The organism is Desulfobulbus sp. (assembly GCF_030824455.1).
Taxonomy (GTDB): Bacteria; Desulfobacterota; Desulfobulbia; order Desulfobulbales; family Desulfobulbaceae; genus Desulfobulbus.
In genome coordinates this window covers 40,603-61,044 of record NZ_JAVBXR010000122.1, presented here as the reverse complement: position 1 = coordinate 61,044, position 20,442 = coordinate 40,603, and the positions used below count along the sequence as shown (strand labels likewise).

20 protein-coding genes and 1 riboswitch are annotated in these 20,442 nt (G+C 58.4%); of the genes, 8 read left to right on the top strand and 12 right to left on the bottom strand.

Going from position 1 to position 20,442, the window contains the following annotated elements; all coding sequences use genetic code 11:
• The first annotated feature begins 25 nt into the window (after nucleotides 1-25).
• Both RCH93_RS16540 and RCH93_RS16535 read left to right on the top strand, forming a co-directional pair.
• Nucleotides 26-487, top strand: coding sequence for a hypothetical protein (locus RCH93_RS16540; RefSeq protein ID WP_306549531.1), 462 nt, complete (start codon nucleotides 26-28; stop codon nucleotides 485-487).
• Nucleotides 488-538: 51 nt separating this feature from the next.
• A complete protein-coding gene (locus tag RCH93_RS16535) occupies nucleotides 539-1,009 on the top strand; it encodes a GspH/FimT family pseudopilin (RefSeq protein WP_306549567.1) in 471 nt (156 codons plus the stop codon).
• A 214-nt stretch (nucleotides 1,010-1,223) separates the two neighbouring features.
• Here the strand turns inward: RCH93_RS16535 and thiC are convergent, their stop codons facing one another.
• From thiC to RCH93_RS16495, 8 genes are all read right to left on the bottom strand, one after another.
• On the bottom strand, nucleotides 1,224-2,510 hold the full coding sequence (gene thiC / locus RCH93_RS16530; RefSeq protein WP_306549530.1) for a phosphomethylpyrimidine synthase ThiC: 1,287 nt from the start codon (nucleotides 2,508-2,510) through the stop codon (nucleotides 1,224-1,226).
• A gap of 44 nt (nucleotides 2,511-2,554) precedes the next feature.
• Nucleotides 2,555-3,202 carry a thiamine phosphate synthase gene (gene thiE / locus RCH93_RS16525; protein WP_306549529.1) on the bottom strand — a complete coding sequence of 216 codons (648 nt, stop codon included), beginning with the start codon at nucleotides 3,200-3,202 and terminating at the stop codon, nucleotides 2,555-2,557.
• The gene (thiF, locus tag RCH93_RS16520) at nucleotides 3,183-3,731 is read right to left on the bottom strand and encodes a sulfur carrier protein ThiS adenylyltransferase ThiF (protein ID WP_306549528.1); all 549 of its coding nucleotides are present in this window, start codon (nucleotides 3,729-3,731) and stop codon (nucleotides 3,183-3,185) included. The genes thiE and thiF overlap by 20 nt, the downstream gene beginning before the upstream one ends.
• Entirely contained in the window at nucleotides 3,728-4,837 is a 1,110-nt protein-coding gene (gene thiH / locus RCH93_RS16515) for a 2-iminoacetate synthase ThiH (RefSeq protein ID WP_306549526.1), read from the bottom strand. The genes thiF and thiH overlap by 4 nt, the downstream gene beginning before the upstream one ends.
• A 32-nt stretch (nucleotides 4,838-4,869) precedes the next feature.
• Nucleotides 4,870-5,643: a thiazole synthase gene (locus RCH93_RS16510; protein ID WP_306549525.1), complete on the bottom strand. Its 774-nt coding sequence runs from the start codon at nucleotides 5,641-5,643 to the stop codon at nucleotides 4,870-4,872.
• A 3-nt stretch (nucleotides 5,644-5,646) separates the two neighbouring features.
• Nucleotides 5,647-5,844, bottom strand: a complete 198-nt coding sequence (gene thiS, locus RCH93_RS16505) for a sulfur carrier protein ThiS (protein ID WP_306549524.1) — start codon at nucleotides 5,842-5,844, stop codon at nucleotides 5,647-5,649.
• Between the two features lie 87 nt (nucleotides 5,845-5,931).
• Nucleotides 5,932-6,026, bottom strand: a riboswitch (TPP riboswitch).
• 86 nt (nucleotides 6,027-6,112) lie between these two features.
• Nucleotides 6,113-6,514 (bottom strand): cell wall hydrolase, encoded by a 402-nt coding sequence (locus RCH93_RS16500; RefSeq protein ID WP_306549523.1) that lies wholly within the window; start codon nucleotides 6,512-6,514, stop codon nucleotides 6,113-6,115.
• Between the two features lie 4 nt (nucleotides 6,515-6,518).
• On the bottom strand, nucleotides 6,519-6,752 hold the full coding sequence (locus RCH93_RS16495) for a NifU family protein (RefSeq protein ID WP_306549522.1): 234 nt from the start codon (nucleotides 6,750-6,752) through the stop codon (nucleotides 6,519-6,521).
• A 106-nt stretch (nucleotides 6,753-6,858) separates the two neighbouring features.
• Here RCH93_RS16495 and RCH93_RS16490 point away from each other — a divergent pair, with 106 nt between their 5' ends.
• From RCH93_RS16490 to RCH93_RS16470, 5 genes are all read left to right on the top strand, one after another.
• Nucleotides 6,859-9,369, top strand: coding sequence for an AAA family ATPase (locus RCH93_RS16490; RefSeq protein WP_306549521.1), 2,511 nt, complete (start codon nucleotides 6,859-6,861; stop codon nucleotides 9,367-9,369).
• A gap of 131 nt (nucleotides 9,370-9,500) precedes the next feature.
• Nucleotides 9,501-10,388, top strand: a complete 888-nt coding sequence (locus RCH93_RS16485) for a bifunctional 5,10-methylenetetrahydrofolate dehydrogenase/5,10-methenyltetrahydrofolate cyclohydrolase (protein ID WP_306549520.1) — start codon at nucleotides 9,501-9,503, stop codon at nucleotides 10,386-10,388.
• A 27-nt stretch (nucleotides 10,389-10,415) separates the two neighbouring features.
• The gene (locus RCH93_RS16480; protein ID WP_306549519.1) at nucleotides 10,416-10,625 is read left to right on the top strand and encodes a hypothetical protein; all 210 of its coding nucleotides are present in this window, start codon (nucleotides 10,416-10,418) and stop codon (nucleotides 10,623-10,625) included.
• A gap of 6 nt (nucleotides 10,626-10,631) precedes the next feature.
• Nucleotides 10,632-10,826, top strand: coding sequence for a hypothetical protein (locus tag RCH93_RS16475; RefSeq protein WP_306549518.1), 195 nt, complete (start codon nucleotides 10,632-10,634; stop codon nucleotides 10,824-10,826).
• A gap of 62 nt (nucleotides 10,827-10,888) precedes the next feature.
• Nucleotides 10,889-11,908: a phospholipase A gene (locus RCH93_RS16470; RefSeq protein WP_306549517.1), complete on the top strand. Its 1,020-nt coding sequence runs from the start codon at nucleotides 10,889-10,891 to the stop codon at nucleotides 11,906-11,908.
• 238 nt (nucleotides 11,909-12,146) lie between these two features.
• Here RCH93_RS16470 and RCH93_RS16465 read toward each other — a convergent pair whose 3' ends face one another.
• Both RCH93_RS16465 and RCH93_RS16460 read right to left on the bottom strand, forming a co-directional pair.
• Entirely contained in the window at nucleotides 12,147-13,244 is a 1,098-nt protein-coding gene (locus RCH93_RS16465; protein ID WP_306549516.1) for an ATP-binding protein, read from the bottom strand.
• Nucleotides 13,232-15,589, bottom strand: a complete 2,358-nt coding sequence (locus tag RCH93_RS16460; RefSeq protein WP_306549515.1) for a PAS domain S-box protein — start codon at nucleotides 15,587-15,589, stop codon at nucleotides 13,232-13,234. The genes RCH93_RS16465 and RCH93_RS16460 overlap by 13 nt, the downstream gene beginning before the upstream one ends.
• 496 nt (nucleotides 15,590-16,085) lie before the next feature.
• On the opposite strand from RCH93_RS16460, the gene RCH93_RS16455 reads away from it, so the two are divergent.
• Nucleotides 16,086-18,542 carry a PAS domain S-box protein gene (locus RCH93_RS16455; protein WP_306549514.1) on the top strand — a complete coding sequence of 819 codons (2,457 nt, stop codon included), beginning with the start codon at nucleotides 16,086-16,088 and terminating at the stop codon, nucleotides 18,540-18,542.
• Between the two features lie 38 nt (nucleotides 18,543-18,580).
• On the opposite strand, the gene corA is transcribed toward RCH93_RS16455, so the two are convergent.
• Both corA and mobB read right to left on the bottom strand, forming a co-directional pair.
• Nucleotides 18,581-19,642: a magnesium/cobalt transporter CorA gene (corA, locus tag RCH93_RS16450; RefSeq protein ID WP_306549513.1), complete on the bottom strand. Its 1,062-nt coding sequence runs from the start codon at nucleotides 19,640-19,642 to the stop codon at nucleotides 18,581-18,583.
• Between the two features lie 3 nt (nucleotides 19,643-19,645).
• A complete protein-coding gene (gene mobB, locus RCH93_RS16445) occupies nucleotides 19,646-20,314 on the bottom strand; it encodes a molybdopterin-guanine dinucleotide biosynthesis protein B (RefSeq protein ID WP_306549512.1) in 669 nt (222 codons plus the stop codon).
• Nucleotides 20,315-20,442: the final 128 nt, after the last annotated feature.

Here is a 20,442-nt window from a genome sequence, read left to right as displayed (position 1 = left end):
GCTTTGTGACAGTAAAGGAGAACACATGATATTCAAGAACTATTTCTTTCGATGGCCGGTTTTGCTTGGATGTGTTTTGTTGATCTGCGGGGGTGTGGCCGCTGAGCCGCGCTATGATGTACATGGCGACCTCATTCGTCCAGGGGCCGAGGAATTCACCGGGATTTTTTATGGGGCGGGGGAGCCCGACGAGGGAAACATTGTGCGAACAGTGGTTGTTAACGACAGTAGCTATACCATCGACAGTAAAACGATTTTTCGAACCCAAGCAGGCGGGACAACCTCCTTGGCCAGTTTTAGCAACGGTATGGCTGTGAAATTTTACGCCATCGACGCCTTGTTGACTAAAATGTGGCCAACGGGAGCTGCTAAATCCTCAAAGCCTGCTGTCGAAGGGAAAGGGACTCCTGAGGACAATTCCGACTCTTCAGGGGAGAAAAAGCCGGCTTCAGACCCTCGTAAGGAAAACGGTGTCTGGAAAAATTAACGATTGCCGGACAGATGTTTGGCAAATTCCCCAACAGAGGTGTACTGCGTGATGAAACGGTTTTCAAATCGAGGATTCACCCTGATTGAGCTTATGGTGACCATCGCAATCGTCGGGATAGTCAGTGCAATTGCTATTCCCAATATGATTGGTTGGCGGACTGAACGCCAATTGAGAGGGGCGGCCAATAATCTTCTTAGCGATCTCCAGCTGGCGCGCATTCGCGCCATACGCGAGGCGGAAACGGTGACGGCGCTGTTTAATGCGCCTAATTCTTACATCGTTTTTTTGGATAACAACTCCAACGATTTGCTGGATGCCGGAGAGCAGGAGCTGCGCAGGGTGAACATGCCGACAAGTGTAATAATTAGTTCTGCCTCTTTTTTCCCTGGGGGCGTAAGTCGAGTCACCTATGACGCCAAGGGAATGCCTTCCGGTAACGGGACGGTTGCTTTTGACTCCTCAGCGGGAACCATTTCTGTGATTGTCAACTCAGTCGGTCGATTGCGAATTACTCCATAGACAGAACCACCGGCAAAGCCGGTGGGATGTCGTTCATGAAGCCTCCTTTTTCGTGACTTTGACCGGATCACGAGACGGGAGGCTTTTTTATTTTACTGGAACCGTCGACCTGACGGTTATCCCCCGGCAAAGCCGGGGGATAAAGAAATTTAAGGGTTTATAAGCGAAAGCGCTGTTTGATGGAGCGTGAAAAACAGGGCTTTGCGGACCAGCTTTACGCCTTCTCAAGAATGTTGCGGCTGCGTTTGACTGCACAAAGATCGCCGCACATGGTGCACACCTCCTGATCAATGGGCTGGGAAGAGGCGCGGTAGGCCTTGGCTTTTTCCGGGTCCATGGCCAGTTCAAACATGGTGGTCCAGTCGAGATTTTTGCGCGCCTTGCTCATGGCGTTGTCCCAGTCAATGGCGCCGGGAATGCCCTTGGCCACGTCGGCGGCGTGGGCGGCAATGCGTGAGGCGATAATGCCTTCCTTCATATCGTCGGCGTCGGGCAGCCGCAGGTGTTCGGCCGGGGTGACGTAGCAGAGAAAGTCGGCGCCGTTGGCCGCTGCCAGCGCCCCGCCGATGGCCGAGGTGATGTGGTCGTAGCCCGGCGCCACATCGGTGACGATTGGTCCCAGCACGTAGAACGGCGCGCCGTGGCAGAGTTTTTTCTCCAACTGCATATTGGCCACCACTTCATTGAGCGGCACATGTCCCGGCCCCTCAATCATCACCTGCACATCCGCCTGCCAACATCGTTTGGTCAGTTCTCCTAAAATAATTAACTCTTGAATCTGGGCCGCGTCGGTGGCGTCGCGCAGGCTACCGGGCCGCAGACCGTCGCCCAGGCTGAGGGTGACGTCAAATTCGCGGCAGAGTTCCAGCAGCCGGTCGAAATGCTCGTAAAAGGGATTTTCCCGTTCATTGGTGGTCATCCAGTCTAGCAATAAGGAGCCGCCCCGGCTGACCACGTGGGTGAGGCGTGGATTAGTGCGCAGCCGCTGCACTGCCGTCTGGGTCAGGCCGGCGTGGATGGTCATGAAATCGACCCCATCCTCGGCGTGAATCCGCACCACGTCAAAAAAATCATCCACCGAGATGCTGGCCACTTCCTTGCCGTAGCGGGCCACGGCGTCGTAGACCGGCACCGTGCCGATCATCACCGGGCTGATTTCCACGGTCCGTCGCCGGAAGGCGCGGGTGTCGCCAAAGGTGCTCAGGTCCATGATTGCGTCGGCCTTGAGTTCAATCGAGCGCCGCACCTTGTTCAGTTCGTTCTCGACGTTGCAGCAATCCTCGGAAACGCCGAGGTTGACGTTGATCTTGGTGGATAGCCCGGCGCCAATGCCCTTGGCAATGAGATTTTTATGGTTGCGGTTGGCCGGAATGGCAATGCGGCCGTTGGCGACCCGCTCCAGCAGGTCGGCCTCATGGATTCGCTCGGAGGCCAACACCTGTTGCATCTGCGGGGTAAAGCCGCCTGCGCGGGCGGCAGCCATCTGGGTTGCATGGACCATGATCGATTCTCCTTGTTTGAATACAGGTTAGCTGTCTGGGAAGGTTAGATGCAGGCCGCCTGCAACCGGCGGGCGGTGGCGGCGATGTCGGCGGCGCCGACGATTTCGGTGACCAGGCAGACGGTCTTGGCGCCGTGGGCTAGCACCTGGTGCAGATTATGTTCCTTGATGCCGCCGATGGCGACAAAGGGCAGGGGACAGGTGCGCGCCACGTGGTCGAGGTAGCCGAGCCCCACTGGCGCGCAGACGTCTTCCTTGGTCTGGGTGCTGAAGATCGGGCCTACGCCGAGGTAGTCGGCGCCGGAAGCAACGGCTGCGGCCGCCTGCTCGGGGCCGTGGGTGGACAGCCCGATCAGCTTGTTCGGGCCGATCAGTCGGCGCACTTCGGCCACCGGAAAATCATCCTGACCGACATGCACCCCGTCGGCGTCGACCAATTGGGCGATATCCGGGTAATCGTTGACAATGAACACCACCCCGGCCTCGCGGGTCAGTTGGCGGATGGCGCGGCACTCGTCCAGCATTTCGGCAAAACTCTTGTGCGGCCGTTTCTCCCGGTACTGGATCAGGCGAATGCCGCCGGCAATCATCTGCCGCACCACCTCAAGGTTGGAGCGGTCAGCGGAAAATTTGGCGGCGGTGATGCCGTAGACGCCGGCGGGAAAGACGGGTTTACTCTGCGATTGTTCCATGGATAACACCTGGTTGGCTTAAAATAACGGCGCTCATGTGGTTGGCGACGGTGGACACCTTGTGGGCGAACAGGGGCGCGTCGGCGCAGTCGGTGGCAAAATCGCCGACGATGTGGCAGGCGCCGAGCCGCCGGGTGCGAACACCACCCAGATCGCTGCCGGCAATGCCGCAGGCCGAGACCACGATGCGCTCGGGCCCGAAGGCCTCGACCAGCATTTTTTTGTCGGCCTGACGATCAAAGCCTTCGACGATCAGGTCGCAGTCGGCAAAAAGGGCGCGACAGTTGGCGGCGTTGATGCGCACAACCTGTGCTTCGATCCGCAAATCCGGGCGGATGCGCTGCAGATTCTCACCCAAAGCTTCAACTTTGAGCCGGCCGATCTGATCAAAAAAATAGAACTGGCGATTGAGGTTGGAGATCTCCACCCGGTCGAAGTCGACAATCCGCAACCAATCGACCCCGCTGCGAACCAGATTGACCGCCACGTTGGAGCCAATGCCGCCCACCCCTGCAATGCCGATTTTCATCCGATCATGTCCCAGTCTTTAAAGACCGGCTGATAGCCGTGGGCGACAATTGCCCGGGCCACCTCTTCGACGCTGCGGTCGTCGGTGATCTCAAATTGGGGCGTCTGTTCCACTTTGATTTCGGTGTAGCCGCCCACTCCGGTGCTGGAGCCGGCGGAATAGCGAGTTGCGCCCAGCGGCAGAATGCGGTCGCGGAAGGCGGCGCTCTCTCTGGTGGAAACGGTGATCCCGGCCCGGGGGAGAAAGATGCGGAGGGCGGTCATGAACTGGACAAATGTTTTGTCGTTCACCAGATAATCGGGCTGGAAATCGCCCTCGGCCTCGTTGAAGCGCGGCAGCGACAGCGCCACCTCGGTGTTCAGGTAGGTGTTTTCCAGGTAGCGGGCGTGCATGGCGGTGAAAAAAATCTCGCTGCGCGGTTCGGCCAGCCCCAGCAGGGCGCCGAGATTGACCACGCGCATGCCGCCCTGGGCCGCCCGTTCCGGGGCGTTAAGCCGCCAGTGGTAGTCCATTTTTTTGCCGGCCAGATGCACCCGTTTGTAGACCTCCTGGTTGTAGGTCTCCTGGAACATGGTCATGCCGTCCACCCCGGCTTGATTCAACTGCCGATACTCCTCAACCGTCAGCGGATAGACCTCAACAGACACCGAGGCAAAATACCGCTTCAGCAGCCGGGCCGCCTCCAGCAGGTAGTCCATGGGGGTGACGTGGTGGGCCTCGCCGGTGAGAAACAGCACGTGCTGCATGCCGATTGCGGCAATGGCCTTGGCCTCGGTTTCGATCTCTTCCAGAGTGAGTTTGCGGCGCAGGATCGGGTTCTTGTGGTTGAATCCGCAGTAGGCGCAGCCGTTGTTGCAGTGGTTGGAGATGTAGAGCGGAATGAACATCTGGATGGTGCGGCCGAAATACTGCACGGTCAACTGATGGGCCTTGTGCGCCATGGATTCCAAATGCCCCGCCGCCCTGGGGCTGAGCAGGGTGAGAAAATCCATGGGGCTGGGTTTTTCCTTGGCTAGGCTCTGCTCAACGGCCGCATCGGTCACCTGATCAAAAAATCTTGAGAAATCAAAACCTTGGTATTGTTCGACAACTTCAAAAAACGACATAACGTGCTCCTCTCAAAGGTGGAACCAAGGGGTTAGTCATCGAGAAATCCGGTGAGCGGCGACGAGGCCCTAGCCAGGGTGGACTCCTCGGCCATTTCAGCCAGATAAGCGGCGCGTCCGGCCTTGACTGCCAAGTCAAAGGCCCGGCCCATGGCTTCGGGGTCGCGGGCGGTGGCAATGGCGGTGTTGACCAGCACCGCGTCAGCCCCCATTTCCATGGCCGCTGCGGCCTGGGACGGTTTGCCGATGCCGGCGTCGACCACAATCGGCACGGTGCAGTTCTCAATCAGCATCTCGATCAGCGGCCTGGTCTCCAGGCCGCGGTTGGTGCCGATCGGCGCGCCCAGCGGCATCACCGCCGCCGCCCCGGCGTTCTCCAACCGTTTGGCCAGCGGCAGGTCGGGCAGCACATAGGGCAGCACAAGAAAGCCCTCTTTGGCCAGGATTTCGGTGGCTTTGAGGGTCTCCCAGTTGTCCGGCATCAGGTATTTCATGTCGGTGATCACCTCGATCTTGATGAAATCGCCGCAGCCGGCCTCGCGGGCGATGCGGGCGATCCGCACCGCCTGCTCAGCGGTGCGCGCCCCGGAGGTGTTGGGCAGCAGAGTCACGTTGTTGGGAATGTACTCAAGGATGTTCTCCGACTGGGCGGTGGCGTCGATCCGGCGCAGGGCCACGGTGATCATCTGCGAACCGCTGGCGGCCAGCATTTTGGGAATTTGGGCATGGGCGGCAAACTTGCCGGTGCCGGTCAACAGTCGATTGGTAAAGCTCTTGCCCCCGAGTATCAGTACGTCGTCCTTCATGGTTCAGCCTCCGCCGACAAAACTGAGCAGTTCCAGCCGGTCGCCGTCTTGCAACGCGGTAACCGACCACTGTTCCTGTTTGATAATCTGCTGGTTCAGTTCCACAACCAGCGCCCCCGGGGCCAGCCCTTTGCGCGCCGCCAACTCGGCGATGGTGCAGGGCTCTCCGGTTTCTTTGACTCCATTGATAAATAATTCCATACAGTTGCCCCAATAAAAAAAGCCGCTTGTCCTTTCAGGGAAGGGCAAGCGGCTTGAGGCCGGAAAACCGGAGTACGCCCCGGTTTATCAGTGTCTTGTCCGCTTCCCTTCGCCGGTATTATCCGGATCAGGTTCCATGGGTATTATCTCAGGCGTTAGTTACGCCACCCCTCGCGATGTTTGAAGCTATAAAAGAGATGGGTCCGTTTGTCAACTCCGGGATAGGCAGAATGGGAAAAACATGGAAAAGATAAGAAATGCCGAGACGTTAAAAGGCAGATGCCGATATCGTCGGATTGCTGTCGCGGTAAAACTTATGCGATCCGTATTGGCCGATGTAGGATTTGCCGACCGTCCACTTGGGGTCGACGCCCACATGATGATAGAAGGTGGAGCCGCTGGTGAAATCCGGCGTGGTCATGGCCTTGAGGGCGACACGCAGGCTCTCTTGCAGCGGATTGATTTCGAGCGGAACGTAGGATTTTTTCTGAAAGGTCCAGCTGAATTGATTGGGCGCCAGAATGACGTCAACAATGCTTTTGTTGTCCTCAAGGGCCCGATTGAGGGTGACGTGGGCCACGGCGAGCTGACCGATTTCCGGTTCGCCGCGCGATTCGTGGTAGACGTTGAGACTTAACCAGAGCAGACTTTCGACAAAACCAAGAGGCATAGCGCTATACAGCCGCCTCTACGGCCCGGATGGTCGGGAGTTCGCGTGCGGCGAACTGCTCGATGCCCTCCTGCAAAGTGACGGGCGACATGGGGCGTCCCTGAACGGCCCCACGGGGTTGAATCTTGACCGCCTGATCCGGGGTCAATCCGACCAACACGCCGTTGTTGCCATCCCGCTGAAAAGCGGAGCGGATTTGCGCCGGCACTTTTATAACGTTTTCCTGTAATTGTTGCATGAATGACTCCTTTACCCCATTGCAATTTTGGAGTATGAATGGGGAGAATATAGCATCACTGAATCGATCAGACAAGTAAACAATTTCAACACCGGTTCATCAAAGGTTGGAACAGTCGGAAATTCAAGAAAAAATTCGTGGTGTCGTCGAACGCGTCACCTATCATGACGAGGCCAGCGGCTGGTCGGTGCTCCGGGTCGCTCCTTTTCAGAATTACGGCCAGTTGGAAACGGTCACTGTGCACCAGACCAGGGTCTTTGCCGGCTCGACCATGGAGTTCTCCGGGGTCTGGACCCAGCATTCGAAATTCGGCCGGCAGTTCAAGGCGCGGTTCGCCGTTGAGCTTAAACCCGCCGACGCCGGTGCCCTGGAAAAGTACCTTGGCTCGGGCCTGGTCAAAGGGGTGGGGCCCCAGACCGCAAAGCGCATTGTCCGGCACTTCGGCGACCGCACCCTGAGCGTGTTCGAAGAGGCCATCGATGAGCTGGCCGACGTGCCCGGCATCGCCGAAAAAAAGCTGGCCATGATCAAGGAGGCCTGGACCCTGCACCGGGCCATCCGTGAGGTGATGATCTTTCTCCAGGCGCACGGCATCTCGACCCTGTTTGCGGTGCGCATCTACAAGCAGTACGGCGACCGCTCGATCGCCTTGGTCCAGGAAAATCCCTATCGGCTGGCGCAGGATTTCTACGGCATCGGCTTTTTCACCGCCGACCGGGTGGCGCTCTCCATCGGCTTTGCCCCGGATTCGGATCTGCGGGTGCGGGCCGCCATCCGCCATGTGCTGTCCGCCTCGCGCGAGCAGGGCCATTGCTACCTCAGTCGCCAGCAGATTACGACTCAGGTCGAGGAACTGCTCCAGCTGTCGCTAGGGGAACACATCCCCGAGCATCTGGCGGTGATGCAGCGGGACGACCAACTGCGGGTGCGGGTGCTGCCGGAAATGAAAATCGGCGAGCCTGTGCCCTGTTATTACGCCAAATCGCTTTACTACGACGAAGATTATGTGGCCAAACGACTGGCCGGGGCGATTGGCGTGCGCGGCGTTGATCCGGCCCGGGTCTCCGCCTGGATGCACCGCCACACCGAAAGCCAGGCCATGGCCTTGAGCCCGGAACAGGCCATGGCGGTCTGTTCGGCGGCGGATCAGCGCTGCTCGATCCTCACCGGCGGGCCCGGTTGCGGCAAAACCACCGCCACCAAGGTGATCGTGGCCCTGCTCCTGGCCATGAACCTGCGCGTGACCCTGACCGCGCCCACCGGCCGGGCCGCCCAGCGGATGGGCGAAGTGATCGGCGTGCCGGCCAAGACCATCCACCGTTTGCTCGAATTCCAGGGCAGCGGCTTCAAGCGCTGCGAAGAAAATCCGTTGCAGACCGATTTTTTGATCATCGACGAGAGTTCGATGCTCGATGTTTCGCTGACCGCCTCGCTGCTCAAGGCAACCGCCCCGGACACGGCCTTGCTGTTCATTGGCGACGCCGACCAGCTGCCTTCGGTGGGCGCGGGCAATGTGCTGCGCGATCTGATCAACTGCGGCTGCCTGCCCTGTTTCCGCCTCACCACCATTTTCCGCCAGGCCCGGGAGTCGGTCATCATCCAGGCTGCGCATCAGATCAATCGCGGCGAGATGCCCATGCTGGAGTCGCCGTTTAAAACGCCGGCGGTGTGGAAGCAGGCGGACTGTTTTTTCATCGATTCCGCCGAGGCCACCCAGCAGCAGCTGCAGTTTGTCCACCGGGTCAAGAACCGCTACGCCGGCATTGAGGCGCGCGAAGCCCTGTTTGCGCAAACGCCCTATGAGCCGGTTGATCCTGCGGCCCCGGAGTGTTCGGCGAACAGCCCGGTCTACGAGTTCGCCGTGCCCGAGCAGTTCCGCCACGTATCCCTGGGAACCCTGGCCACCGCCGATTCCGCCGCCACCGAACTGCTGGCCCTGGCCAGGAAAACCCATCCTTGGTCCTCGCTCTATTACGGCCTGACCGCGCTTGACGTGGTGCGCAAGCTCTACCAGGAATGGGCGCCCAAGTATTTTCCCGGCGCGGAGATTCAGGTGCTGACGCCGATGATTCGCGGCTCCCTGGGCGCAGCCAGCCTCAACCTGATGCTGCAGCAGAGCGTCAACCCGCCGGACCCGACCAAGGCGCAGATCAGCATCGGCGAGCGGGTGTTCCGGGTTGGCGACCGGGTGATCCACCGCCGCAACAACTACGAATTGAACGTGTTCAACGGCGACATCGGCCGGATTGAGGCCATCGACAACGTCAACCTCAGCCTGGCGGTGGCCTTTTTTCCCGATCAGCGGCGGGTGGAATACACCCGCGATCAGATCACCGAGCTGGATCTGGCCTACGCCATTACCATTCATAAATCGCAGGGTTCGGAGTTTGACGTGGTGATCATTCCGGTGCTCAGTCAGCACTTCCGCATGCTCTTTCGCAACCTGATCTACACCGGCCTGACCCGGGGCAAGAAACTGGCGGTGCTGGTCGGCAGCCGCCAGTCCCTGGCCATGGCGGTGCGCAATCAGGATACCTCGAAACGGCAGACCGCCCTGGATTTGTTGATCCGCGAGTATCGGTCGGCGGGGGCTGGCGCGCCATCGGCTGAAAGGTAAATTTTGGTTAAGCTGGGCGGAGAATCCAGTCTCGCCTTGATAAAATCATTCGTTGTGCTAGGTTATGCTCTCTGAAACAGCGTCGGGCACAGCCCCGGTCTTTGATTGATCCTTTTTTTTACGTGGAAACCATGCCTGCACAGATTATCAGCGGCACAGCAACAGCCAAGGCCATCCGCGAAGAGATCGCCGCCGAAGCGGCGAGCCTCAAAGCCAGCCACGGGCTTATTCCAGGACTGGCGACCATTCTGGTCGGCGAAGATCCGGCCTCCCAGTCCTATGTGGCGGCCAAGAACAAGACCGCCCACGACTTGGGCATCCATTCCGAGCAGCGCACCTTGCCGGCGGCAACCACCGAGGCGGAACTGCTGGAGATTGTCGACCAGTACAACCGAAACCCGGCCATCCACGGCATTCTGGTGCAGCTGCCGCTGCCGCGTCACATCAACGAGGCCAGGGTGTTGTTCGCGATTGATCCGGATAAGGACGTCGACGGTTTTCATCCGGTCAACGTCGGCAAGATGATGCTGGGCGAGCGCTGCTTTCTGCCCTGCACCCCGCACGGCATCCTGGAGCTGCTGCAGCGTTCCGGAACCGAAACCTCCGGGGCCGAGGTGGTGGTGGTGGGGCGCTCCAACATCGTCGGCAAACCGATCGCCAACCTGATGCTGCAGAAGCGCGCCGGCGGCAACGCCACGGTCACCGTCTGCCACACCCGCACCAAGGACATGGATTTCCACACCCGCCGGGCCGACATCCTGATTGTGGCCGCCGGCGTGGCCAAGATGATCAAGGCCGACCAGATCAAGGAAGGTGCGGTGATTATCGACGTCGGCGTCAACCGCATTGGTCAGGCGGCCAGCGGCAAGGCCATCCTGGCGGGCGACGTTGATTTCGACGACGTGGTCAACAAGGCCGGCGCCATCACCCCGGTGCCCGGCGGCGTCGGCCCGATGACCATCACCATGCTGATGAAAAACACCCTGCAGGCGGCCAAACAGGCGGCGGGGATCGTGTAACCGTGATCTGAACCCAACGGCGGCGCCATGAGCGAGCAGAAAAAAGTGTGCAACACCTGCGGCGGCAGCGGCGAGATCGGTTTTTTTCAGGGCGAGAGTCGCTTTTTCATCACCCGCGAAGAGTGCCCGGCCTGCTGCGGCTTGGGTTATGTGATGGAAGGCGAACACGGCAACGGCGCAAACCCGCCGCAACCGCTACAACCGCCGAAACCTCCGCAATACAGCGAAAAAGAATAAAAAAATATGAACACCAATGATCTCTGGGAAGCCCTTGGCTCCATGGACGACAATCAATCCTTCCAGGTGCTGACCCAGCTGTTTGCCCGCTACGAACAGCGGCGCGAGCAGCATCCGGACGACCCCGAAGCCGCGGCCTTTTTTCAGGCCTTGAGCGTTATCCTGGTCCAGGTCCAATCCTGCAACGTCAGCCGCCGCTGACCGTCCCACCGTCTCCCGCGATCAAGCAAACCTCATTTCCTTTACCCACCTTGGATTGAAACATGTCAACCTCTGTTGTTTCCCTTGTTGCAGCCGGATCGGCCGCGCTGTCTGTTTTGTTGTTGCCTTCTATGCGCGCCCTGGCCGATGATCAGTTGGAGCAATGCGTGCAGCGCAAGCTGGCCACAGCCGACGACAGCGTCACCGTGGGCGATCTGCGGCGGCAATGCCTGCAGAACGCGGTCGGCGTTGAGCGCAGTCTGCCCAAGCGGCAAGGAGCGGTGGAAAAACGATTGGAAGCGGAAAAGAAAAACGTGATGCGGCCGTTTAGCATCCTGCCGCACAAGCCCAACTACATCCTGCCGCTGGCCTACAACTCCCACGGCTACAATTCTGAACACCACCGCGCGGCCAACGGCGACAGCGAGTATGATTTTGATCCGGTGGAAGCCCAGTTCCAGATCAGCATCAAGACGCCCTTGGTGGTGGGCCTGTTCGGCGATTCCACCGACGTGTACGCCGCCTACACCAACCACAGCTTCTGGCAGGTCTACAACAGTGAAATATCGGCCCCGTTTCGCGAAACCAACCACGAACCCGAGATGTGGGTGCAATTCAATCCCGGCTGGGAACTGTGGGGCGTGGTCAACGCCAGCAACTCCTTCGGCGTCAACCACCAATCCAACGGCCAAAGCAGCGCCCTGTCGCGCAGCTGGAACCGGCTCTTTGCCACCTTTGTATTCGAATACGGCGATCTCGGCCTCAGCGCCACGCCCTATTACCGCCTCCCGGAAGACGCGGACGACGACGACAACCCAGACATCACCGACTATATGGGCCATTACGAGCTGGGCGCCACCTACAAATGGGACGACCACACCTTCAGCCTGATGACCCGCAATGCCTTTGAATCCGATTTTCATCGCGGCGCGGTCCAGGTCAGCTGGAGTTTTCCCATGGGGGATTGGCCCTATCTGCGCGGTTATGTGCAGTATTACAACGGCTACGGCGAAAGCCTGATCGACTACGATCAGTACGTGAATCGGGTGGGGGTGGGATTGTCGTTGACGGATTGGCTGTAATTCCATTTCCATTTCAAAAGTGAAATAATCCTGTTGGTCATTTCGACGAGCACAGCGAGGAGAAATCTCATTATGGCACGAGATTTCTCACTTCGTTCGAATATGACACTCCTTCGTCGGCGATGTTTTGCGCTGTGCATCATGCTTCGCTTGCTTTGGAAATGGAATAACAGAGAAACTGCCGGTTAAACGACGCAGCATGGATGCACCGCGATGAGATTTTCGGCGCTTGGTTGATTTAATTGGGTGTGCGTCTCTTCTCCATCGTTCCCGCATCCAGAACTGCCCGCACCTTGGCGGACAGGTTCTTGAGAGAAAAGGGTTTCTGGATAAAGTGAACGCCCTCCTCAAGCACGCCATGCTGGGCGATGACGTCGGCGGTGTAGCCGGACATGAAAAGCAATTGCAGGTCAGGGCGGAGCAACAACAACTGCGCCGCGAGATCCCGGCCGTTCATCTCGGGCATCACCACGTCGGTGATCAGCAGATCAATCTTGCCGGCATGTTCCTGACTCAAACGGATGGCCTCGTTCGGCGCGGCAACGGGCAGGACGGCATAGCCCTGGCCTTCGAGCATCTCCTTGGTCATCTCGAGGATCATGGGCTCGTCTTCCACCAATAAAAGGGTTTCGCGGCCGCCCGCGAGCAGTTCCACCGCATCCGTTTGAGCCGTCCGCTCTGCCTGGATCTCATGGCGGGGAAGATAGACCCTAAAGGTCGTTCCCTGGCCCGGCGCGCTGTCGACATCGATGAAACCGTTATTCTGCCGAACGATGCCGTAAACCGTGGCCAATCCCAGGCCAGTCCCTTTGCCAAAGTCCTTGGTGGTGAAAAAGGGTTCGAACAGGTGCGAAATCGTCTCCGCGTCCATGCCAGAGCCATTGTCGCCGAGCGCCAACAGCACATACTCGCCAGGAAAAAAGCCTGGATGTGCGGCGCAGTAGGCCTCGTCGAAGACTGCGGTCCCGGTCTCAATGGTGAGAACGCCTGCCTCGCTGATGGCGTCTCGGGCGTTGACGCACAGATTCACCAGGATCTGGTCGATCTGCGACGGGTCCATTTTGATCGCCCCAAGATTCCTCCCCGGCAACCAAACCAGATTGATGTCCTCGCTGATGAGCCGTCGCAGCATGCTCAGCATGCCTTCCACGATCTCGTTCAAGTCGAGCATTTTGGGGACAACCGTCTGCTTGCGAGCGAACGCCAGGAGTTGCTTGGTCAGGTCGGCGGACCGTTCGGCGGCGTTATGAATGTTCTGCAAACTGGCAAAAAGGGGATGGGTGGGTTCCAGCCGACTCATAGTCAACTCGGTCTGCCCCAGAATCACGCCGAGCATGTTGTTGAAGCGTGGGCCACGCCTCCCGCAAGACGCCCCACCGACTCCATTTTTTGGGCTTGGGCCAATTGGACTTCCAGTTTGCTTTTTTCCTCTGCCGCTCGCCTGCGCTCGGTGAGGTCTATTGTATACCCGGCTAAATAGCTTTTCCTTCCGATCGGAATGGGAAATTTAAACGTTGTATAGCAGCGGCCATTCAATTCCTCATCCTGATGGAGAATCTCGCCACGGGAAACGACCAACCAGTCGTCAGCGGTAATTTTCGCCGCGAATTCGGCTGGAAAAAGCTCCTCCATGGTTTTTCCAGCAATTTGAGACCCCGGTACGCCGATCATCTCCTGGAAATTGTCACTGGCTTTCAAAACGCGACTTTCAAAAGGTACGACCTCCTTGATATAGGCGTAAATAGGCGAGTGCTTGATGAACGAGGAGAGCAGTTCGTTTGATCTGCGCACTTCTTCCAAAATCTGCTTGTGTTCAGTGATGTCGATGTTGATCCCGAGGACGCCTAGTATTTCCGTCCCCTCGCGGATCGGCGCCAAAATGTGATGAAACTCTCGCAAATCGCCATGCTTAGTAACGAGGGCGCACTCTTCTGAGATGATCTCCCCCGCAAGGACGCGGCGATTGTTGGCAGCCCCTTGTTCCAGGGTTTTAGCGTCAAACTGCTGCAATGAAGCTGTGTCTGCCGCCAGGTCGCCCCACAAATTGACGGACTCGTCGCTTTGCATGAGGATGCGCTGGTTGGCGTCGCGCGCCCAAAAGTCGAAAGGCAGGTTGCGCAGCATCGCTCCCAGCAAGGCATCTTTGCGGAGGAGGGCTTTCTCGGCCTGTTTCCGCTCGCTGACGTCGCTGTAAATAACCATGACCCCATAGTCTTCGAGATGAAGCGGAGCGGCCGCCACACTGAGCCAGATGGTTTCAGCGTTTGGCCTCACAATGCCCATTTCGACATGTTCAATCAGAGCGTTCTCGTGCAACGCCCGCATGCCGGCATATTCGTCAACCGGCATCGGGGTGCCGTCTGGGCGGATTATGCGCCATTCCGTGCTGTCGAGAGTCCGCGCCTCGTGATCCTCCTTGGAAAGGCCCAAAAGTTTGGCGGCCATATCGTTGGTTTCGATTATTTTCCCCAAACGATTGGTCACTGTGATCCCAAGGGGAATGTTAGAGAAAAGCACGCGGTATTTCTCTTCGCTTTTGTGTATGGTCTGCTTGGTGCGCCGCAATCGAATCACCGTGACCCAAAGCAGCAACGAAAGCGCCGTCAGCACGAGAATAGCCGCAAACGATGGGATGAGCGCACTGCGGTGGCGATTCCAAAAGGAGATCGGGCGGTTGACGACAAGGGCGCTATCGGGCCAGAGACGTTCAGTGATCTGCAGTTTGGTTGCGACAGTGTAATCAATCATGCATCGAGAGCGACTTTCTTCTATCGCCGTGTGCTCAGAATCTGCCCCACCAAGCACGCGGAGAGCAAGGTCGGCGGCTTGTCGACCGTGCTCCTGCCCCTCCAGCAGCAAACCGCCTACAACGCCAAAACCGAGGTCAGTTGCATGCACCGTGTAAACCGGCGCCGGGCTGACAGATGCAATCAGCCGCGCGCTTTCCTCCCGGGTAAAGGTGCGCCCAGCCTTGTCGGTGACATAGGTCAACAGCAGCACGAGTCCATTGGGCGGCATTGCTCGCAGTTCTTGGCTCAGCGTCTCGACTGGACCATCGGATGCGTAACGCAGCTCTACTTTGTCCGCAAAGCGGGCCAGGGACTGTTCGGTTTCCTGCCGAACCGCAAGGCCGCTGGCGGTATAGTCGTGGATCACCAATACCTTTGCCGCCCCGGGATGCATGGAGAGCGCCATTTCGAGCGTGCCGGCCGCATCCAGCCGCTGGACCACGCCGGTGACCTTTTTCCTGCCGGCAATCATTGCGGGACGATAGCCGTTGATGCCGGCAAAGACGACCGGCGTTTCCGGAAAGAGGTCGTTTGCGTTGCCGACCAGCAGGTCGAGGGCAGGATTGTCGAGGGCGATGATCAGGTCAAAGGTGCGGCCGTGATACTTGTGCACCAGATAGCCCTTGAAAAAGTCGAGATGCGCGGGCGTCGGAAAACGTTTGGCGTCAATCAACTCAATTCTGGGAACCAGATGCGGGCGCCGCGTCCGCAATGCACTGAGAATGCCGGCAATTTCGTTGTCCGACCAGTTCTCGCCTTGATGATAGGAGTTGAGGATAAGGATGTTGGGCTGACGCTGCTCAGCCCACCCCTGCCCGGCAAAGACCAGGCCCCAAAGGGTCAAGGCGAGGAGCCAAAGCGACCACTGCGCAGGGAGAATGTTCGTGGTCATGCCGCGTGAACCGCTGCTTTGGTGATTGACATCTTTTCTGGCCTTTTTTTCGTATTCATTCTGGGGATGAAAGGCGTGAGGCCGCCCTCGCGCAATGTATCTTGCCCAACCCCTGCCGTAAAACGCCGAGCGCCATGGCCAATCCCCCCTCTGTTTTCTCCGGTGTATTATGCCATACAAAGAAGAGTAAAGAAATGTAACGCTCACGAAGAGCACACCAACGGAAAAACAGCGCCGGCGCCATGAACGCCCAGGAGCAGTGGGCTAGATGCAGTGGCCAGATGCAGTCGGGCGTAGGCTGGAATGGCCGCACACGGATCGACCAGCCTCGTTGAAAGACATTGGCCAAGCCATAAAACCTGCGGGGGCGAGATTTGACATTGCGGCGAATATTCGGCTATAAATAAACATAAATACTGTTTTTCAGGCAGGTTAAGGGGATAAATGCGGCAAGGAAGGGGAAACAATCTGTTTTCAACCGCCCAGGAGGCCCATTTTGAGCACGAATCGGACGTCGCGTCTGTTTGATCGTTTTGGCCAGGGAATCCTGCTGGTGCTGATCGGTTTTGCCTTGGTTCTGGCTGCCCTCCTGGGTCTTGATCAGCAGATTATCCAACCGGCGTTTCGGGAATTGGCCAGCACGCAGGCCCTGGAAGACAGTGATCGCGCCTTGGCGGATCTGCACCACGAACTTTCCGCCCTGGCGGAGGTGGCCAACGATTGGGCCTACTGGGACGACGCCTATGCCTTTGCCCACAACCGCAACCAAGCCTTTGTCAGATCCAACTATTCAGACGCCTCCACCCTGTCCGCAGTTAGCGGCATTGATCTGCTTGCCTATTACGACCAGAACGGTCGCCGTTTGCTGGAAGGGGTGTATCATCCCGTGTTGGGACGATCCGTGTCGTTGCAGCTGTTGCTTGGAGAAACCCCGCCCATCTTGACCCTCACGGCGCCCGTCATGCAGCAGGCCCTTGGCATGGAGGGTTGGCTCGCCACCGAACACGGGCTGTTGCTGTTGGTGGTTCGCCCTATCCTCACCTCTTCGCAGCAGGGCCCTGCTCGGGGCATTATGCTCATTGGTCGTTTTTTCAAAGAAACAGACCTTGCGGAACTGGCAAAACGGACCAAGGTGGCGGTCAACCTGTTGCCGCGCTCCATGCTGGCCCCTGCTGAACAGGCGCTGTTTGATCAGCTTTCGTCCCCGTCCATGCAAGGGCGCAAGGTGTTGGAGGGGGGCTTTGTCTATCAGCTCCTGGTCGATATGGGGAGTAAGCCGTTGCTGCTCCTGCGCACGGCGGCGCGCACCGAGATCGCCATGCTGGGCAGACGGACCGGCCGCATTCTTTCGGTGCTGCTCGGCGTTGTGTCGCTGGTGCTGCTCATCAGTTTGGCGGCCTATCGACATCACGTAAGGGCGTCGAAATCCGCTTTAGAGGAGAGCGAATCCCGGTATCGACAGTTGTTTGAATCCGAGTCCGATGCAATTTTTCTGGTGGAAAACCAGACCGGCCGCATCCTTGAGGCCAACCAGGCCGCAGCCCTGCTCTACGGGTATAACCGCAACGAACTGCTGACCATGCGCAGCGCCGATCTTTGGGCTGCACCCGAGGACGCCCCGCAAGGAAGCAGCGACGCGCCCCCTGCCGACGATCAGATGATCGACGTGCCTCTTGCATTCCATCGAAAAAAAGACGGCGCTGTTTTTCCGGTGGAGATCACCGGCCGATTTTTTATCCATAAGGAGCAGTCGGTGCATCTTGCCGCTGTTCGCGACGTCACGACGCGCAAACACATGGAGGCTCAGCTGCGCTTCACCCAGTTTGCGGTGGATAGCAGCGCTGACGCCGCCTTTTGGGTCTCCCCGGAGGGTCGCTTTCTCTCCGTGAATCGGGAAGGATGCCGGTCGTTGGGCTATGCCAAGGAGGAGCTGCTCGACATGACGGTTGCGGACGTTGACGCTGAGTTTCCCCTTGCGACGTGGCCGCAGTATTGGCGGGAATTAAAGGCAGAGGGGAGCAAGCTGCGTGAAAGCGTGCATAAAACGAAGGATGGCAGGACTTTCCCGGTTGAAATTAGAGCAAATTTTGTCAATTTCAATGGCCAGGAATTCAATTTTGCCATCGTGCGCGACATCAGCAAGCGCAAGCAGATAGAGCAGGAACGGCTGCAGATGGAGGCGCTGAAGGGGCAGTTGGAAAAAGAGAAAAGTCTGGGCATTATGGCCGGCGCCGTGGCGCACCACTTTAACAACCAGCTGATGATTGTTGAGGGATTTGTCCAAATGGCCATGGAAGATCAAGACGATGCGGAAAATCATCAAGGAGATCTGGCGCTCGCTTTAAAGGCGGCCAGCAAGGCGTCGCAACTGAGCAAGCTGATGCAGACCTATCTTGGTCAACCGACAGCAGGGCGACGGCCGATGGATCTGGCGGAAGTGTGCCGACAATCGCTCCCCCTTCTTGAGGCGCTACTGCCCAGCGGGGTAGAGCTGCGGACAGACCTTCCGGTTTCCGGACCGATTGTCTTGCTGAGCGTTGAACATATTCAGCAAATCCTGACCAATTTGACGACCAACAGTATTGAGGCGGTTGCGGAGGACTCCGGATGGATTGCATTGCGCGTCGCAACGGTCGCGAGCGGCGATATTCCTCTGATGCATCGTTTTCCGGTGGACTGGCAACCCTTGGACCAGACCTATGCCTGCCTGAACGTGACCGACAACGGCGACGGCATCGCCCCCGAGAACATCGAAAAACTGTTCGACCCATTTTTTACCAACAAATTCACCGGTCGGGGGCTAGGGTTGCCGGTGGTCCTGGGATTGACCAAGGCGCTGGACGGAGCGATCACCGTGGCGAGCAAACCAGGCCAGGGGAGCGTTCTCCAGGTTTTTTTGCCGATTGCCGAGGGTTTCTGCGCCCCGCAGGCGGGCGGCGAAAGCGAGGCGTAAAGCCGCCAACATTCCGTCGACAAACCGCCCAGCTCAATTCATAGCCATTTTTTGCGGCGAAAATAGGTCAGCAGCCCGGCCGGAATCAGAAAAAAGAAGCCCCACAGGATCGGGTAGGACCACTTCCAGCGCAACTCCGGCATGTAGTCGAAATTCATCCCATACACCCCGACCAGGAAGGTCAGGGGAATGAAGATGGTGGCAAACACGGTCAGCACCTTCATCACTTCGTTCATCCGGTTGCTGACGCTGGACAGATAAATGTCGAGCAGGCCGTTGATCAGATCGCGGTAGGAATCCATGGTGTCGATCACCCGTAGGGTGTGGTCAAACACGTCGCGAAAATAGGGCAGGGTTTTTTCTTGGATCAGAGGGCTTTCGCTGCGCTGGACAGCCAGCAGCACCTCGCGCAAGGGGGTGATTGCCTTGCGGATGAACACCAGTTGCCGCTTGAGCAGCTGGATGGTGGCAAAGATTTGCGGTTGCGGCCGGGCCAGCAGTTTGAGCTCGATTTTCTCGATGCTCTCCTCCAGGGTGTCGGCCAGGGCAAAGTAGTTGTCCACCACCAGATCCATCACCGCATAGGTGAGATAATCCGCGCCTAACGCCCGGATGCGGCCCTTGGCGTTGGTCAATCGTTGGTGGAGCCCCTGGAACAGACCGTCGCTTTTTTCCCGGAAGGTAAACAGCAGGCCTTCAAAGAGCAGGATGCTGATTTGCTCGTGCTCAACCTTCAAGGTGTGATCGCCGTTTAAGGTTTTGAGCACCAGGAAGAGATAGTCGTCGTATTCCTCGAATTTGGGCCGCTGATGGGTGTTGAGGATGTCCTCCAGGACCAGCGGGTGGACCGCGAAACTCCGGCCAATGGCCTCCAGGGTCTCGACCATGTCCAACCCTTCGCAATGGACCCAGAGCACCGTGTCGGCGGAGCGGCGGTTGAGAATGTCGTCAATCGAGGTCACCGCCTGTTCTTCACAGTGGCTGCCGCTGTAACTGATCAGGGTGATGCGGCTGGCCGCCGCCGGTTGCTTGCCGACGTGGACCAGCGCGCCTGGCGGCAGGCCGGCTTTTCCGGAGGGGTAGTTGAACGAGGCCGCCATGGTTTACTCCCTGGAAGACTTTAAACGCGGTATGGACCGTTCGACCTGCAGCGTTATATTGCCTTGCCGGTCTGCGGGCAGCGCCGCCGCCAGCAGATGGGCGAGTTGGCGGCGGATGGGCGCGTCCAGGGGCAGGGCCACGCCGTCCAGGGTCAGCGACCACTGACCATCGCGTGTTTCCCGGTTGACCAGCAAGCGGGCCTCGATAAAATCGGCGATCTCCTGAGCCTGATCCAGGCCAAAACACAGTCCTTCCGAGCAGGGCAGATCCGTGGCCAGGGCAACGACGCCGGCTACCTGGTCGCGCAACAGGGGCGCCTCGCTGTCCCGCCGGACCTCGATTTTCGCTACGTCCACAGCCCGTTTAAATCCCTCGGCCACCACGATGTCCGCTTCAGGAAAAAGACGCCTGGCCAGAGGCAGCAGGGCAAGCTGCGGCGGCCGGGTTTGAACCACCAGCTGATCCGGGGCCAGCAGGGCCACGCCGTCGGCCCCGGATTCCTTGTAGAGGGCTGTGTCAGTGTGCGGTGAATCGAACGCGATGCCGCGTTCCTTGGTGGACTTGATCACTGCCACCACATATCCCTTGGCCTTGAGCAGGGCGACCACCTGCCGGGTCAGTGTGGTTTTTCCGGAATTGTGCCAACCTATGAAACTGATGACCGGAGGCATGGGAACTCCTTGTCGGTTGCCGCCGCGGCGGGCGCCGGCGCGGGAGGGATGTTTTTACTGAAAATTGACTTTCAAGATTCTGTGATAGTTATTATAAATTTAATAAGAAAACAACAAGTTAAAATAGG

Excerpts from the sequence above, each read along its gene's own strand:
- RCH93_RS16540 (WP_306549531.1), top strand. The coding sequence starts at position 26 with ATGATATTCAAGAACTATTTCTTTCGATGGCCGGTTTTGCTTGGATGT.
- RCH93_RS16535 (WP_306549567.1), top strand. The coding sequence starts at position 539 with ATGAAACGGTTTTCAAATCGAGGATTCACCCTGATTGAGCTTATGGTG.
- thiC (WP_306549530.1), bottom strand. The coding sequence starts at position 2,510 with ATGGTCCATGCAACCCAGATGGCTGCCGCCCGCGCAGGCGGCTTTACC.
- thiE (WP_306549529.1), bottom strand. The coding sequence starts at position 3,202 with ATGGAACAATCGCAGAGTAAACCCGTCTTTCCCGCCGGCGTCTACGGC.
- thiF (WP_306549528.1), bottom strand. The coding sequence starts at position 3,731 with ATGAAAATCGGCATTGCAGGGGTGGGCGGCATTGGCTCCAACGTGGCG.
- thiH (WP_306549526.1), bottom strand. The coding sequence starts at position 4,837 with ATGTCGTTTTTTGAAGTTGTCGAACAATACCAAGGTTTTGATTTCTCA.
- RCH93_RS16510 (WP_306549525.1), bottom strand. The coding sequence starts at position 5,643 with ATGAAGGACGACGTACTGATACTCGGGGGCAAGAGCTTTACCAATCGA.
- thiS (WP_306549524.1), bottom strand. The coding sequence starts at position 5,844 with ATGGAATTATTTATCAATGGAGTCAAAGAAACCGGAGAGCCCTGCACC.
- RCH93_RS16500 (WP_306549523.1), bottom strand. The coding sequence starts at position 6,514 with ATGCCTCTTGGTTTTGTCGAAAGTCTGCTCTGGTTAAGTCTCAACGTC.
- RCH93_RS16495 (WP_306549522.1), bottom strand. The coding sequence starts at position 6,752 with ATGCAACAATTACAGGAAAACGTTATAAAAGTGCCGGCGCAAATCCGC.
- RCH93_RS16485 (WP_306549520.1), top strand. The coding sequence starts at position 9,501 with ATGCCTGCACAGATTATCAGCGGCACAGCAACAGCCAAGGCCATCCGC.
- RCH93_RS16480 (WP_306549519.1), top strand. The coding sequence starts at position 10,416 with ATGAGCGAGCAGAAAAAAGTGTGCAACACCTGCGGCGGCAGCGGCGAG.
- RCH93_RS16475 (WP_306549518.1), top strand. The coding sequence starts at position 10,632 with ATGAACACCAATGATCTCTGGGAAGCCCTTGGCTCCATGGACGACAAT.
- RCH93_RS16470 (WP_306549517.1), top strand. The coding sequence starts at position 10,889 with ATGTCAACCTCTGTTGTTTCCCTTGTTGCAGCCGGATCGGCCGCGCTG.
- RCH93_RS16465 (WP_306549516.1), bottom strand. The coding sequence starts at position 13,244 with ATGCTCGGCGTGATTCTGGGGCAGACCGAGTTGACTATGAGTCGGCTG.
- RCH93_RS16460 (WP_306549515.1), bottom strand. The coding sequence starts at position 15,589 with ATGACCACGAACATTCTCCCTGCGCAGTGGTCGCTTTGGCTCCTCGCC.
- corA (WP_306549513.1), bottom strand. The coding sequence starts at position 19,642 with ATGGCGGCCTCGTTCAACTACCCCTCCGGAAAAGCCGGCCTGCCGCCA.
- mobB (WP_306549512.1), bottom strand. The coding sequence starts at position 20,314 with ATGCCTCCGGTCATCAGTTTCATAGGTTGGCACAATTCCGGAAAAACC.